Origin of the sequence: Microcystis sp. M44BS1 (genome assembly GCF_020244875.1) — a bacterium.
Taxonomy (GTDB): domain Bacteria; phylum Cyanobacteriota; class Cyanobacteriia; order Cyanobacteriales; family Microcystaceae; genus Microcystis; species Microcystis panniformis.
Map to the genome: position 1 here is coordinate 22,513 of NZ_JADBVM010000145.1, position 14,614 is coordinate 37,126.

At 43.7% G+C, this 14,614-nt stretch carries 12 protein-coding genes and 2 pseudogenes; 8 read left to right on the plus strand and 6 right to left on the minus strand.

The window, feature by feature from the left end; all coding sequences use genetic code 11:
• Positions 1-5: 5 nt before the first annotated feature.
• Together IM515_RS11975 and IM515_RS25895 are read right to left on the minus strand one after the other, a co-directional pair.
• Entirely contained in the window at positions 6-1,241 is a 1,236-nt protein-coding gene (locus IM515_RS11975) for an RNA-guided endonuclease InsQ/TnpB family protein (protein ID WP_353737103.1), read from the minus strand.
• The gene (locus tag IM515_RS25895; protein WP_199308304.1) at positions 1,171-1,650 is read right to left on the minus strand and encodes an IS607 family transposase; all 480 of its coding nucleotides are present in this window, start codon (positions 1,648-1,650) and stop codon (positions 1,171-1,173) included. Before IM515_RS25895 ends, IM515_RS11975 begins: the two co-directional genes overlap by 71 nt.
• A gap of 284 nt (positions 1,651-1,934) precedes the next feature.
• Here IM515_RS25895 and petB point away from each other — a divergent pair, with 284 nt between their 5' ends.
• The gene (petB, locus tag IM515_RS11980; RefSeq protein ID WP_002738970.1) at positions 1,935-2,603 is read left to right on the plus strand and encodes a cytochrome b6; all 669 of its coding nucleotides are present in this window, start codon (positions 1,935-1,937) and stop codon (positions 2,601-2,603) included.
• Positions 2,604-2,654: 51 nt separating this feature from the next.
• Positions 2,655-3,137, plus strand: coding sequence for a cytochrome b6-f complex subunit IV (gene petD, locus IM515_RS11985; protein WP_002738373.1), 483 nt, complete (start codon positions 2,655-2,657; stop codon positions 3,135-3,137).
• A gap of 87 nt (positions 3,138-3,224) precedes the next feature.
• On the opposite strand, the gene IM515_RS11990 is transcribed toward petD, so the two are convergent.
• The 4 genes from IM515_RS11990 to hmpF all read right to left on the minus strand — a co-directional run bounded on the left by IM515_RS11990 (position 3,225) and on the right by hmpF (position 6,559).
• Entirely contained in the window at positions 3,225-4,034 is an 810-nt protein-coding gene (locus IM515_RS11990; RefSeq protein ID WP_002766709.1) for a squalene/phytoene synthase family protein, read from the minus strand.
• A gap of 269 nt (positions 4,035-4,303) precedes the next feature.
• Positions 4,304-4,528: a hypothetical protein gene (locus IM515_RS11995; RefSeq protein WP_002757610.1), complete on the minus strand. Its 225-nt coding sequence runs from the start codon at positions 4,526-4,528 to the stop codon at positions 4,304-4,306.
• A gap of 126 nt (positions 4,529-4,654) precedes the next feature.
• Positions 4,655-4,783 (minus strand): hypothetical protein, encoded by a 129-nt coding sequence (locus IM515_RS12000; protein WP_257792579.1) that lies wholly within the window; start codon positions 4,781-4,783, stop codon positions 4,655-4,657.
• 135 nt (positions 4,784-4,918) lie between these two features.
• Positions 4,919-6,559 (minus strand): pilus motility taxis protein HmpF, encoded by a 1,641-nt coding sequence (hmpF, locus tag IM515_RS12005; protein WP_287627231.1) that lies wholly within the window; start codon positions 6,557-6,559, stop codon positions 4,919-4,921.
• Between the two features lie 861 nt (positions 6,560-7,420).
• Between hmpF and IM515_RS12010 the strand changes: the two are divergent.
• The 6 genes and pseudogenes from IM515_RS12010 to IM515_RS12035 all read left to right on the plus strand — a co-directional run.
• Positions 7,421-7,833, plus strand: a pseudogene (locus tag IM515_RS12010) (RNA-guided endonuclease InsQ/TnpB family protein); the annotation flags it as partial.
• 137 nt (positions 7,834-7,970) lie between these two features.
• Positions 7,971-8,825, plus strand: a pseudogene (locus IM515_RS12015) (RNA-guided endonuclease TnpB family protein); the annotation flags it as partial.
• Positions 8,826-9,050: 225 nt separating this feature from the next.
• Entirely contained in the window at positions 9,051-9,416 is a 366-nt protein-coding gene (locus IM515_RS12020; protein ID WP_002757614.1) for a response regulator, read from the plus strand.
• A gap of 91 nt (positions 9,417-9,507) precedes the next feature.
• A complete protein-coding gene (locus IM515_RS12025) occupies positions 9,508-10,038 on the plus strand; it encodes a chemotaxis protein CheW (RefSeq protein WP_287627232.1) in 531 nt (176 codons plus the stop codon).
• 89 nt (positions 10,039-10,127) lie between these two features.
• Entirely contained in the window at positions 10,128-12,761 is a 2,634-nt protein-coding gene (locus IM515_RS12030) for a methyl-accepting chemotaxis protein (RefSeq protein WP_287627233.1), read from the plus strand.
• Positions 12,762-12,834: 73 nt separating this feature from the next.
• The gene (locus IM515_RS12035) at positions 12,835-14,046 is read left to right on the plus strand and encodes a glycosyltransferase (protein WP_287627234.1); all 1,212 of its coding nucleotides are present in this window, start codon (positions 12,835-12,837) and stop codon (positions 14,044-14,046) included.
• Positions 14,047-14,614: the final 568 nt, after the last annotated feature.

Genomic DNA, 14,614 nt, shown 5'->3' on the forward strand with positions numbered 1-14,614 from the left:
ATACATTAACAATGCACTCTAAGAGAGTCTCTTAAAGAGGGGGTATCTCCCAAAGCACGAAGAAAAATTCCTCGTGCGCCATTAATATCTCTATCCATCGTCTTGCCATCAATCTTGGATTTAATGACTTTTTTTCCACCTAAGTTATGTATTAATTCACCAGTCCAGCTAACTGTTTTCGACGTATAGGCTTCACAGCAGTCTATTACTAATTTACCCATCTCAAAAGCCTTATGCTTGAGAAATTGCTTAAATCGGTAATGAGACCAGTTAAGCATCTGTCTAACAGATTTTGAGCGAATCTTCCTGCTATTTTTTAGAACCATTTCTGACACTTCAAAAGTAGGCAAAAGAATCACATCAAAGTTATCAACTAGGAATCTAGCAACTTGATGATGAAGTTCATCTACTAAATTCCTGATTTTATTTCTTAGTCGATTAGCTGCTTTTCGATAACGGTTTCTGGTTTTAGCATTAACTTTGGTAGAACGAGAAATTAAATCATCAAGGTGATAGCATAATCGTTGGATTTTACCTATATCCTGACTCCCGATTGAGCCAAAACTATTAGGCGAGAATAGTGCCAGAAAATCTCTAACACCGGGGTCTAGGGCGACAATGCGTCCTTGGTTATCGGATTCGCATCGTTGCACCTCATGGGGAATAGCTAAATAGTATTGTCCATTTCTGGATACTAATCGGCTATCCCCAAAATTGTCGGGCAGTGATTCGGTGAAGCGTATTTGCCCTAATTTTGTGTGATATATTCCTTTTTCTGAAATGGCTGACTTAGGAATATAACATGATTGCTGTTTATCTTTACGGGAACGGAATTTTACTTTCTGGATTTCCCCAGTTTTTTGATATTTTCTTTGAGCATTTTTAACGGCTTCACAAGCGTCTTTGACTGCTATTGATTTAATCTGGTAGGGGACTTCTTTAGCCCATTCTGGTAAATCATTAATGATTCCGGTCTTGATAGCCTTCCAATTAGCTTTTCTATCTGGTTCCTGTAGATATTTAATGGTTTGGTTGAAGACAAACCGAGATACTCCCCACCAGTGTTTCATCAGTTTCTTCTGTTCTGTTGTTGGATAAATCCGCACTTTCTTTGATTTTTTGAGCGTACTTCCTGAGTCCGGGCATTCGGCAAGAGAAGATGTGAAGTATTTATAACAAGTCTGCTGTAAGTTCTGATTCGGGACTGTGAACAGTTTGGTCGAGAACCAAGATTTTGCCACCGTTTTGTTCGACCATGTACTGTATAAGCTCGAATCTAAATCGGCATAATCTGTCCAGTGTGGACATAACAATTGTGAGTTTATTTCCCCACAATAATCTGTCCAGTATGGCTCTAAGTCCTTTTCTTTGGAAGTTAAGCCCACTACCGATGTCTTTGATGATTTCTGCCTCTGGATAGAATCCGCGCATAAAGCTGACTTGTCTCTCAAGGTCATCTCGTTGCTTGATTGAACTGACTCGGCAGTAGCAAACAAGGGAAGCTCTAGCTGCACCATTGACGTAAGACTGGACATCGTACAATCGTTGCCCTGCTTCGTTTTTGATACTTTTGATTTTCCCTTCATCGGCATATTCTCTTAATGTATTGGGATGTAATCCCCATAGCTCAACGGCTTTTCTTAGGGTCACAAACGTTCGCCTAAATAGTGGCGTATGTAGGTCAATGTGAGCAAATCAGTAACTAGCTGTCAACCTTACCTATTCCCAGTGTCGGACAATTGGCCTGATTTTTTGTAGTCTAGGAGACATTTTAAGAGAAATTTTAGGAAGTTGGCGGTTTTTCGGGACTAGCGATCGCTGATTGATCCCCACCGGTGGAGAAACCTGACAAGAGCGAGAATTAGCCCTGAAAACTGTGTTACATTTTTTAAAGGTCACACCTTAAATCTTTCATTTTTCTTACTGGTTACGCGATGTTTACCAAACAAGTAACGGATTCTAAAGCCTATCAATGGTTTGAGGAACGCTTAGAAATTCAAGGGATCGCTGATGATATCAGCACCAAATACGTTCCCCCCCACGTTAATATCTTCTACTGTCTGGGTGGTATCACCCTTGTGTGCTTCGTGATCCAGTTTGCCACTGGTTTTGCCATGACCTTCTACTACAAACCCACTGTAGCAGAGGCCCTCTCCTCCGTACAGTACATCATGAACGAAGTTAACTTTGGTTGGTTAATTCGTTCTATCCATCGCTGGTCCGCCAGTATGATGGTGTTAATGATGATCCTGCACGTTTTCCGCGTCTATCTGACCGGTGGATTCAAAAAACCTCGCGAATTAACCTGGGTAACTGGGGTTGTCCTGGCCGTGATCACCGTTAGCTTCGGTGTCACCGGTTACTCCTTACCCTGGGATCAGGTGGGTTACTGGGCGGTTAAAATTGTTTCCGGTGTACCTGCTGCTATTCCCGTCGTCGGTGATCAACTCGTCACCCTGATGCGCGGTAGCGAAAGCGTCGGTCAAGCAACTTTAACCCGTTTCTACAGCTTACATACTTTTGTACTACCCTGGTCGATCGCGGTCTTCATGTTGCTACATTTCTTGATGATCCGTAAACAAGGCATTTCTGGGCCTCTATAATTCAGAAAAATATCTCTGTCGATCCGAAATCATTTTTAGGAGACATTATCCATGTCCACATTAAAAAAGCCCGATCTCAGCGATCCCGCTCTCCGCGCTAAGTTGGCTAAAGGTATGGGTCACAACTACTACGGTGAACCCGCTTGGCCCAACGATCTACTCTATGTCTTCCCGGTGGTTATCTTCGGTACGATCGGACTCTGCACCGGTTTAGCGATTATGGATCCCACCATGATCGGTGAACCTGCCGATCCTTTCGCTACTCCCCTAGAAATTCTGCCAGAGTGGTATCTTTATCCCGTTTTCCAAATTCTCCGTATTCTTCCTAACAAACTCTTAGGTATCGCTTGCATGGCCGGCGTTCCCCTAGGCTTGATGTTAGTTCCCTTTATTGAAAGCGTCAATAAATTCCAAAATCCTTTCCGTCGTCCCGTCGCTACCGCTATCTTCCTATTTGGTACTGTGGTCACGATTTGGTTAGGTATTGGTGCCACTTTCCCCATCGATATATCTTTAACTCTCGGTTTGTTCTAAGTTACTGAACTTCACCGGTTTTTTGCCCACGCTTGTGATTCCTGACTTTGGAAGAGCGATCGTGGGCAATTTTGGTTTTGATTTCCTCTAACGGGTAATTTGTTGTACCAAAGCGATGACATCGCTGCGGCTGAGTTTTTCCTTACCTAACGCTAGGACTTCGAGAGTGCCATGGGCTAAAGCGAGGGGAATCTTACAAAAATCAAGGGCCGGCCCTTTCGGCAGCGATTGAGTGTAATAATCGGCTAATTTCAGATTACGACGGGCATAATTATGAATATCACTAATTGTCCAACCACGGGGTAGAAAACTTACCCCCCGGCGCCGATCCTCCCCGTGGTTGCGGGCAATATTAACCGCTTGTAAACCCCGACCAAAACCGATGGCATAACTGCGATTAGTTTCGGTGCCATCGTACCAATTCCAGAGGTCAGACAGCAATAAACCCACGGCACCGGCCACACTAAAGGTATATTGATCTAATTCTATTTCTGTGCGAATATCCCAGTTATTCCCAGCCCAGTAGGCCATGCGATCGGCCATGGCCGCCGTGGCATCCCAAACCCGCGGGGCGATCGAATCCGGTGCTAACAGGGCCCATTCGCCAATTCTCAGGGTTACTTCTGGCAAAATCTCCCGATGGACTAAGCCAAAAGTAAAATCCTCTTTGGTAGAATTTTCAGTACCTGCTTGTAAATTCAGGCTAATTTGTCTTAATATCTGGGCTTTACTGAAGTTATCTAGGTCGGGATGGTCTTCTACTTCATCGATCGCCCTCATACAGAGATAAGCTGAGGCTACTGCCTCGAGCAGACGATCTGGTAAACGACTTATGGGAATATAAAAAGTTCGACTCGTTTCTTGCAGAATCGTTAAAGCATTATCGCGCAAATTCATTCAGTCCTCTCCTCACGCCAACTTAGGTAACTACGAGTTAAACCAATCAGACAGATCGGTTTAGGTTATTCCGATGTTCCTAAGACAAAGTTGCTGTCTATTGTAGTATTATTATCCAAAATTTCGAGATTATTCTCGAAAAAATCAACCTCTAGGGTATTCTTGACAATTTTTCTTTCTGGGATAGCTGAGGGACAATTACGGCAATTTTTCGAGATTACAGGCTTAAAAAACCGATTTTACCCTTTTTTAAGCAGTATTTTTTGGCTTCATGGCAGGGATTGAAAGGAGATCACTTGTAAAACTGGCCCGATCATGGCCAGGGTCATCACATCTGAGCGAATTTGACCTATAACTGTCACTTTTGCCTTTTTTTGGGTTAATTCGGCGGGAGGGTCTATTAATTCGTAGGTTTGACCGTTATCGGCAATTAATGCCCAAGTTCCCGTGCCTATTTCGATTCTTTTTACCTGACCCGTTACACTAATACTCATGCTTTAATTTCGCTGCTCGATGCGATCGCAATTGTTGCCCCTGTCACAAGCATTCTATCGATATCTTTCCTCGGTATTGATTGTCAATTTTGCTGGACTTTAACCCCATAAATCAGTTTTTTTTATCTAAAAAGCGATCGCTACTTCCGCCACCACCGCTAAGAGGGAGGCCACAGCCGCTAAAATTATTATTTCTCGATCGGATTGTCTCATGGCTATCTGAGTATAAATTACTAATCCTAGTCTATACCACATCTAACCTAGAGTTAAATTGCTCTAAATTATTTTATCCATAGATAAAAAGCTATAAAAGTTATCATTGCTCGGCAAAAACGGCGAAATCTATGTCCAGATTGCCCTGTATTATTTGTTCAGGAACCCTAATTAAGCCTAACTGTTAATGGCGTAATGATAGGCACTACCATTAGATTCCATCGGCATCAACCACTGGGAGATAGTTTCTAGTTTTTGACGGATTTGATCGAGTTGATCCTGCACAGGTTGCAGGAAAGTTTCGTACTGTTGTACCTGAGTTTTTAAACGCAATAATGCCAGATTAGTATCGCGCCATTGTCGCTCCTGTTCTTCAAATTCACGAGTTTTTTGCTCTAAATCCGACCATTGACCGTCAATACTATCGCTGCTTTTTTGTAAATCCTCTTGTAGTCCCTTGATTTCTGCTGCTAAACGTTGACTTTCTTGGAGACTATTTTGATAATTATCGGCCAACAGCATTAACAATGGTTCAAAGCCAGATTTTTGAGGATCTTCTGGGGATAAAATCCCCTGTCTCCGTTGCAGAATTTTCAGATGTTGAGAGCTAATAGCTTGCCTTTCTTGGAGATTACGTCTTTGTCCGACTAAAGTTGCCGCCAGCATTCCTTTTTTTTCCTGTTCCTCGGCTAATTCGGATTCTAAATTAGCTCGCTCAGATTGATCTATTGTAGCCATTCTTGCTTCTAATTCTTCCACGGTTTGGCATTGGAGAGTTAATTCTTCCTCTTGGTCGTTGACAAAAATTTCCCAGCGCTTGAGGTCTGTTTGTAAGTTCTTAACTAAGCTCTCCAATTCTTCTAAAGGCATTTGTTCAAGAGCTTCTAGATCGATTCTACCATCAAAACCTAGTTCTTCCCCTCCGAGGAGACGAAGGAGCATTTGTCGAGTAGAATCAGTGGTTTGTAGGGTGAGGTTAAGGTGTTCGAATAATTGCTGTTTTTGACTCAGAAGAGTTTCTTGTATTTGTAATTCTATTTTAGCTGTTTCCAAAGCACTGCGACTCGTCTCTAATTCCCTAGCTCTTTTTTCTAGATAATCGAGCATTTCATCGTTGGCGACCTGACGATTTTCTACAGCTTTTTTCTGCTCCTCTAAACTCTGCCAACAACTATTTAAAATTGTCTGTTGTTCCTGCACAGATTCAAGAGTGGAATGGAGAATTTGTGAGGGAGAATTGCCCCGATCATGATGAGCAGCTAAACGCTCCGCTAGACAGCGAATAAATTGTTGTTGTTCTGGGGAAAGATTGGGGTAGGAGTTACGATTTATTTGTCCTTCTTCCAGCTGTCGCTGTTGCTCGTTTAATTGTTGTTTTAGGGTTTCCAGTTCTTGTCTTTTGCGCTCTAAATACTCTAATTCTGCCTCTATTTGTTCAATTTGCTCGATTCTTGTCTCCATTTCCATTTTCTGGCGGTTGAGAATCTCGCTTTGATAGGTGAGGGATTGTTTCCACTGCTCGATTTTCTCTTGATCTTTCTTGCTGCGCTCCATCAAACGGGAAATCTTTTGCAGTTGCCGCACCATCTCCGCTCCCGCTAATTCCGGGTTTCCTTGCAGTTGACGATTATTGCTCAAATTTACCAAGAGAAGCGCACCTTCACTCAGGGAGTTAGTTTCGTCGTAGGTTAAGATATCTTCCCCTGGTATGGCACTCCACGTCTGATCCTTATGCTGACAGGCCAATAGTTTCAATTCGGTTTTGTAACCGCCGATAAAACCTCTAGTCTGTTTTTTTACTTCTGCAAGGTATAGCACGAGTAGTCGTCCTCTATAATAAAAGTTTTTGTCATCGGTTTTAGGGAGAGTTGGCGATCAAGGCTAGGAGCAGCCCGTCTATGGTTTGGTGTGTAACCATCCGATCCCAAAAATTTTTTAATTTCTATCATTCGAGTTTTTCTTTTTTATCCATACATTTGTTCTCAATTCTTCCCCTTCCCGACTGGAAAATTTTTGCTGATTGTCCAGTTCAAGCGTACTATCTTGGTCTCAAAAAATTCGGTAGTCAATCTCGTAAAGCGGCTCTTCTCGACTTTGTGTGATAATTTTTGCTTATGTAAGTTTAAATGCTTACTGGGCAAGACTTTTAGGACTATTTTGAAAGAAGAAACTATCAGTATAGACCTCGTTTCCACACAGAAACCAGAAGAACCGTAAAGCTTACTGAAAAATATGTTACATAATTAGCTTATCAGATTTATTATTAGTGACAAGAGGAGGGAAGAGAGCGTTTCTCATCAAGAGGGAGTGGGACGGGATTGGGCATCATCTCTAGATCACCAGCGATGGATTGTTTCTCTGGCGCTCCGCAGCTCCAGCGATCCGCAGTACCCCCATACCTTATTAAACAGGATTTAACTGAATGTCAGCATTCATCCCTCGCGCTTAGCGCGAGGGGACGGGGCTTTTAAAGGGGCGAAGCAATTCGCCCCAGGGTTCACCTCAAGAATGCTGACCAGCATATAGACAATTCCTCAAAAACTATGTTATAGCAACTTCTATAGTTGTGAGGTACAGAGTCTTAGGTTTTGAGGAGTCAGGAGTCAGGAGTTAAGATTTTGGTGTACCTCATGAGATTGGGAAACGCTATATCATAGTTATAGTTTCTTGATAATTCTTATGTACAAAGCGTACAAATTCAGACTTAAGCCTAATACCGAGCAAGAAATAGCCTTAGCAAAAAGCTTTGGCTGTGGTCGTTGGTTTGGGAATTTTCCCTGAATTTATGCAAAGAAACCTATAAAACCAGAGGAAAAGGACTGACACGAAACTATATTCAAGGACTATTGCCTAGTCTCAAAAAAGAATATGAGTGGTTGACAGATGCTTATTCCCAGTGTTTACAGGTTGTTGCTTTGAACTTATCGCAAGCTTATCAAAATTTCTTTGAGAAACGAGCTAGACTACCAAGATTCAAATCTAAACATGGTAAACAATCAATTAGCTATCCAGCTAATATTAAATTTGAGGGAGATTATCTAAAGCTTCCTAAAATTGGATTGGTTTATTGTGTTCGTCACTGGGAGTTGGCTCTTCTGGTTTCTGTGTGGAAACGAGTTTTATACTGATAGAATATCCGCAAAATAGTCCTAAAAGTTCTGCCCGATAAGCACTTCAGGATTCCATAAGCAAAAATTATCACACAAAGTCGAGAAGAGCCTGGAGTGTTGAAGGAACGATAAAAACTGTAACCGTGTCAAGAAATCCCGATGATAAATACTACGCTTCTATTTTAGTTGATGACGGATGAGATTCCGTGACGACATCAACGGATGGAAAAGCGATAGGAATTGATTTAGGATTATAGCGTTTCTGATTCACAAGAGGTACATTCCATATCCTGAACAGCTTAATCAGCAAAGGTTTAAGTGTGCCGCACAGATGCGAGAACCGCTATAACTCATTTTTGTATTACCAGTAATGGCAGTAAATATGATAACCCTAAACATTTTGCTAAACATCAACGTAATCTAAAAAGGAAACAACAGAAGCTATCCCGTAAAAAGAAGGGAAGTAACAACCGTCAAAAAGCTAGACGTAAAGTAGCTAAAGTCCATTCTAAAATATCAAGATGTCGTGAGGATTTTCTCCACAAACTATCCCGTAAGATAGTTAACGAAAACCAAGTTATTGCGGTAGAAAACCTCAATGTTAAAGGCGTGGTACGCAATCATAATTTAGCTAAGGCTATTAGTGATTGTGGTTGGGGAATGTTTTGTACAATGCTTAAATACAAGGCAGAATGGGAAGGAAAAACTTATACCGAAGTTGATAGGTTTTTTCCTAGTTCTAAAACTTGTAATGTCTGTCTAAATCAAGTGGGTAGTTTGCCGCTTGAGGTTAGAAAGTTGGACTTGTGTGCATTGTAAAACAACCCATGACCGGGAGATAAACGCGGCGATAAATATCAGAAATGAAGCCTTACGGATATTATCGTTAGGAAAAGCGCGATACTGCCTATAGAGGGGATGTAAGACCAAAAGCTGGGCGTAAGTCCGTCTTGAGGCAATCCCCCGTGAAATAGGAAGCTCTCAACGACCTTGAGAGTAGTTCACCGGTAAAATTGGGAACTATAGAGATGAAACCCGAAAGGGTGAATCAAGTCCTTGTTTAGAGGGAAACCCCTGATAAATTTCAGATTGCGTTGGAGGCAAAAATGAGAGCAATTTCCGAGCATCCAGTCAAAGGGGACTATTATCGGGCATCTTTTGCCATTGTTGTTCTTGGCAGCCGAGCTAGGTAGGGAGTTATGAGCGAAATATTGCTGGTAGAAGACAGCCAAACGCAACGGGAACTGATCTGTGATCTACTCCGCAATAGCGGCATCAAGGTCACGATCGCCACGGATGGGGTAGAAGCCCTCGAACATATTCAGAGACTCAATCCCGATCTCGTCGTTCTCGATATCGTCATGCCCCGCATGAATGGTTATGAGGTGTGTCGTCGTCTCAAGTCGGATCCAAAAACCAAAAATGTCCCGGTGGTCATTTGTTCCTTGAAAGGGGAAGTCTTTGATCGCTATTGGGCCATGAAAATCGGAGCCGATGCCTACATTGTCAAGCCCTTTGAACCGATTGAGTTCATTTATACCATTAAACAACTGTTGCGCCGATAAAATTGCCCTCACCAGAGACAGTGTATCTATGGTATAGGTCAAGACAGCTAAAAACGCCGCCCGAATTATTAGTTGCAAGAGAACTAAACTCATGCTTAACAACGCCGATTTTTTTACTGGTAACGCTCAAGATATCGCCCCCGACAATCAGGAATTAGAAACTCCCGTCGGTGAACTGTACTTGCGATTTTATCTACCCTCTCAGGAGGAGTTTGCCCTTAGTGCCGTGAGCATTGGCGAGGTAATACAGCAACCACTCGATCGGATTACCCCCATTCCCAATGCTTCACCCTTGCTTCTCGGCACGATCAATCTCCGGGGTCAAGTGATCTGGGTGGCGGATCTCGGGCAATTTTTGGGGGATAGCAGCCGCTTAAACACCGATCGAGCCGAAATTCCCATAATTGCGCTCAAAGAAGAGGAAACGATCCTCGGTTTAGCGGTGGAACGTTTGGGAGATATGGAATGGCTCGACCCAGATAAACTAGGTAGTGCCGCCAGTATTCCCGCTCAGATCGCCCCCTATGTGCAGGGGGAGTGGATTCTGGGCCAAGAATCAAAAAAAACCTTAGGACTACTCGATCATCTGGCCATACTCCGTTCTGCCCGTTGGGCGGCTTAAAACCTGAAAAAAATAGCAGAATAGGATTTATAGGAATTCTTTCTTGAAACTACTAACTACTTCATTTAACTTTACTAGGGGAGGGGCAAATGCCGTCAGGGACAGAATACGCAAAACTCTATAGAAAGGCTAACACCGCCTATTGCCAGGGCAACCTTGAGGATGCCGCCGTCATTGTCAAAGAGATGATCAGCAAGTATCCCGAGGATGCCAATGTCATGCTTTTACAGGGTCACATTCATCTAGGACTACAACAATACAGATTGGCGGAGGAACGTTACGAAAAAGTGCTGCAATTGGCTAAAAATTCTCCCAATAATTCCGATCTAGTCGATTATGCCCAGCGTGGTCTCGATCAGATTCGGCAATTGCGTTTTGAAGCCGAGGAGGGAGATTTTACGATCGCTGCTACGGAAAGCATTGCCTACAGCGAGGCAGCGTTCGATCTAGGTCAAGGTTTTAACCATTCTCGCTCTAGGAAGTCGCAAGGGGCTGACCCCGATGGACAAAATAAAGGGCTGGATTGGAATGGTAGTCTTTTCAATGAGGAGGATCCCAGCGAGCCTACGGTAAGTAAAGTCCATTCCTATGACGATGATTTTGAGGAATCGGAGGAAACCGCCTTTAGTTCCCTTACCCTGCCGGGCCCTGGCTCTCACAGTTCCCAGTGGTCTAGCGATTCGGCGGAGGGGGAAGCCCCTTTCCCCTTTTTAGAAGCGGCGGAGATTGACTCGCTGGAGGAAGGGTGGGACGGTGAGTTAGGGTCAACGGGAGAAGCCACTTTTATGGTTTCCTCTGATCTGAGGGGAAATCCCCTCACCGGTAGAGATCAGGAGTTATCCTATAGGGATACCCTAGAAGAAAGCACTTTTGCCATTGACCTGGAATCGACCCACCCACAAGGGGCAAAAACTGGCCTTAATCAGGGCAGAGTCACTCAAAAAAGAGACGAGGAAGACGAAACCGGAGATTTTGGGGAACCAGAACTCAATGATGAGGATTTAGACGGTTTTTCCCCACTGGCTCTGACGGATACGGTTCAAGGACTGGGGGACTGGGAGCTATTTACCAGTTCGGGGGGGGAAGCTTTAAGTGGTGGTTTTCTCCCCGAACCCGGTGCGCGCCTTAATGCCAGTTCTGGTGTGGGAGAGCCTAGTTTTAATCCTTCTAGTCTAAAAATCCCCAATGACAAAAGAGATAGTCATCTTAACCATGCTTCCGAGCGCTTGCTCAAGCCAGTGGTGGAAGTCAATCCGGGCAAATTAGGCTTTTTTGTCAACGCTTCTTTAGGCAAAAAGCAACTAATTTTAGCGGCTTTAGCGGGTATTACCCCGGTGGTGTTAATTTTTGCCGTTAGCACCACCTCTTGGCTTTCTGCAAAAGTTGCCCCCAAACCAGCCCCAATACCACCAGCACCAGCCAGCCTTTCTCCTTGGAGTCAACCGAAACCAGCAATGATGTTATTAACTGGATTGGGAACCTTTGCCCTGACTTGGCTAGGTTTACAGTTGCTAATTAGTCAGATTAAGCGCAGTCTCAACGATCTGCAAAGCCAATTCGATCATCTCTCGGAAGGTAATTTTAACGCTAAAGCGACGATCTACTCGGAAGATGAATTCGGTCAACTGGCCAATCGTTTCAATCAGATGGCTCGGGTGGTGGTAATTACCACCACGGAAGCCCAACGTCGCGCCGCCGAAACGGAACGGGAACGGGAAGACTTACAACGGCAAGTGATTCGACTTCTCGATGATGTGGAAGGAGCGGCTCGGGGAGATCTGACCGTGGAAGCGGAGGTAAGCGCCGATGTTTTAGGGGCGGTGGCCGATGCTTTTAATTTGACGATCCAAAACCTGCGCGAAATTGTCCGACAGGTGAAAAAAGCGGCAAAACAGGTGAATCAAGGCAGTACCAATAGTGAATCTTTCGCCCGCAATCAGTCTAGCGATGCCCTGCGGATGGCGGAGGAATTGGCCGTCACCCTTAATTCGGTACAGATGATGACCGACTCAATTCAACGGGTGGCAGAAAACGCCAGAGAAGCCGAAGAAGTCGCCCGCACTTCCTCGATTACCGCCCTGAAGGGGGGCGATTCCGTGGAAAGAACCGTGGCGGGAATTCTGCAAATCCGCGAGACCGTATCAGAAACGGCGCGAAAAGTCAAGCGTTTGGCGGAAGCTTCCCAGGAAATCTCGAAAATTGTCGCGGTAGTCTCTCAGATTGCCTCGCGGACCAATTTATTGGCTCTTAATGCCTCGATTCAAGCGGCGCGAGCAGGAGAGGCGGGCCGCGGTTTTGCGGTTGTGGCCGATGAGGTGCGTCAGTTGGCCGATAGAGCCGCTAAATCTCTTAAGGAAATTGAACAGATCGTTTTACAGATTCAATCGGAAACGGGTTCGGTAATGATGGCGATGGAGGAAGGGATTCAACAGGTTATCGATGTCACCGAGCGCTCGGAACAGGCGAAGAAGTCCCTAGAAGATATTATCCAAGTTTCTAACCGCATCGATACGCTGGTGCGATCGATTACCGCCGATACGGTTAAACAACGGGAAAATTCCCTCAATGTCGCCCAAGTTATGCAGTCGGTGGAGTTAACCGCTCAGGAAACTTCCCAAGAATCCCAACGGGTGGCGGGTTCTCTGCAAAAATTGGTGAGTATCTCCCGGGAGCTTCTTTCTTCGGTAGAACGGTTTAAGGTAGACTCGGAAGATGATCGATAATCGGTGAGCGGTAATCGGTGGGTTATTGATTAGCCGCTATCCCTCAAGATTGACCGCTAGAGTGAGTAAAGTTATGCCTAAACTTAGTCTCTGCATGATTGTCAAAAATGAAGCCGAAAATCTCCGGCGCTGTTTGGATAGCGTTAAAGGGGTGGTGGATGAGATGATCGTTATGGATACGGGTTCGACCGATGATACGATTGCTATTGCTCAAAGTTACGGTGCTATAGTTCCTAGCTACGATTGGCGGGGTAATTTTTCCGATGCCAGAAATGAGGCTTTAAAATATGTTACTGGTGATTGGATTTTAGTCCTTGATGCCGATGAGGAATTAAATCCAGCTATCGTACCGAAAATGCGTCGGGCCATGGAAAAAGAGGAAAATTTAGTGATTAATTTAATCCGCCATGAAATCGGAGCCATACAATCACCTTATTCTCTAATTTCGCGGCTATTTCGCCGACATCCTCAAGTCACTTTTACCCGTCCCTATCACTCAATTATTGATGATAATGTGGCTATTTTATTAAAAAAAGAGCCTGATTGGAAAATAGTTGAACTGCCAGAAATTGCGATCTTTCACTACGGTTACACCGTGGATAAAATAGCCAGCTTAGATAAGTTTGAACGGGCAAGAAAAGCGATGGAGGGTTTTTATCAGCAACATCCTCACGATCCCTATGTGTGTAGTAAATTGGGAGGGTTATATCTTAAGATTGGCAGGGATAAAGAGGGTTTTAAGCTGCTCAAACACGGTTTAAAATGCCATGGCTCTAATCCGCATATTTTATACGAGTTATATTATCATCTCGCTAATTATTATTATTCAGTGGAGGAATTTAAGCAATCAGCCGATAATTTTATTAAAGCGATTAAGCAGCCAATTTTAGATAAATTAAAACTGGGTGCCTATAATAATTTCGGTGGGTTATTATACGAAGCAGAAAAATACGAAACTGCCTTATCTGTCTTTGAGAAAACCGTAGAAATTGATCCTAGCTATGCCGATGGTTACTATAATTTAGGACTGGTTTTCAAACAACTGCACCGGCTACCAGAATCGATTAAAGCTTATAAAAAAGCTCTCAAGTTAAACCCAGATAATTCCACTATTTACCAAAATCTAGGGGTTGCTTATATAGTTTTCGGTAGTTATAATGAGGCGATCGAGATTTGGCAAAAAGGCCTACAATTGTTGAAAGATCAGGGTAATGTCTCTCGCGCTGAAATGCTGCAAGAAACCCTAGAAGCTCTGGGAGCAAGTGTATTGAGGGATGAACAGTAACTGTTCACCGTTGTGGGCAAGATTGGGAGCAGCCACTGTACTAAAATTGCCAGCAGTTTAAATGCAGTACATCTGATTGCTAAAACCCTGTCTAGTCAACTCCTGTGAGGATTTTTCCGAATTAATTCTTAATAGGATTATCGAGGAGTTAGACGCTGAAGACTCAGGGGTTTTGATAGAAATTAAGTAGGTGGGTGGAATTAAATATAAAATGAACGTAGGTTGGGTTGAAGCATGAAACCCAACGCCCGATTATGTTACGCTACCGCTAACCCATCCTACAAATAATTGTGCCTACCTACTTATCAAGAGATATAGCAATTCCCATAGTTGTGAGGTACAGAGTCTTAGGTTTTGAGAAGTCAGGAGTTAAGATTTTGGTGTACCTCATGAGATTGGGAAACGCTATAATTGCTCACCGTGTAATTGACCTTGACAAGAAATGCTATAACTGGACTTCCCCCATACATAAATACTAAAAAACTAACAAAACCCTTACTGCAGGTCGCTTCTAAGAAAAAATTGAAAAGAGGCTACTGGGTACATTTTTTACTTGAAAATGGCTGTA

Excerpts from the sequence above, each read along its gene's own strand:
- petB (WP_002738970.1), top strand. The coding sequence starts at position 1,935 with ATGTTTACCAAACAAGTAACGGATTCTAAAGCCTATCAATGGTTTGAG.
- IM515_RS12020 (WP_002757614.1), top strand. The coding sequence starts at position 9,051 with ATGAGCGAAATATTGCTGGTAGAAGACAGCCAAACGCAACGGGAACTG.
- IM515_RS12030 (WP_287627233.1), top strand. The coding sequence starts at position 10,128 with ATGCCGTCAGGGACAGAATACGCAAAACTCTATAGAAAGGCTAACACC.
- petD (WP_002738373.1), top strand. The coding sequence starts at position 2,655 with ATGTCCACATTAAAAAAGCCCGATCTCAGCGATCCCGCTCTCCGCGCT.
- IM515_RS11995 (WP_002757610.1), bottom strand. The coding sequence starts at position 4,528 with ATGAGTATTAGTGTAACGGGTCAGGTAAAAAGAATCGAAATAGGCACG.
- IM515_RS12025 (WP_287627232.1), top strand. The coding sequence starts at position 9,508 with ATGCTTAACAACGCCGATTTTTTTACTGGTAACGCTCAAGATATCGCC.
- IM515_RS12000 (WP_257792579.1), bottom strand. The coding sequence starts at position 4,783 with ATGTGGTATAGACTAGGATTAGTAATTTATACTCAGATAGCCATGAGA.
- IM515_RS12035 (WP_287627234.1), top strand. The coding sequence starts at position 12,835 with ATGCCTAAACTTAGTCTCTGCATGATTGTCAAAAATGAAGCCGAAAAT.
- IM515_RS11990 (WP_002766709.1), bottom strand. The coding sequence starts at position 4,034 with ATGAATTTGCGCGATAATGCTTTAACGATTCTGCAAGAAACGAGTCGA.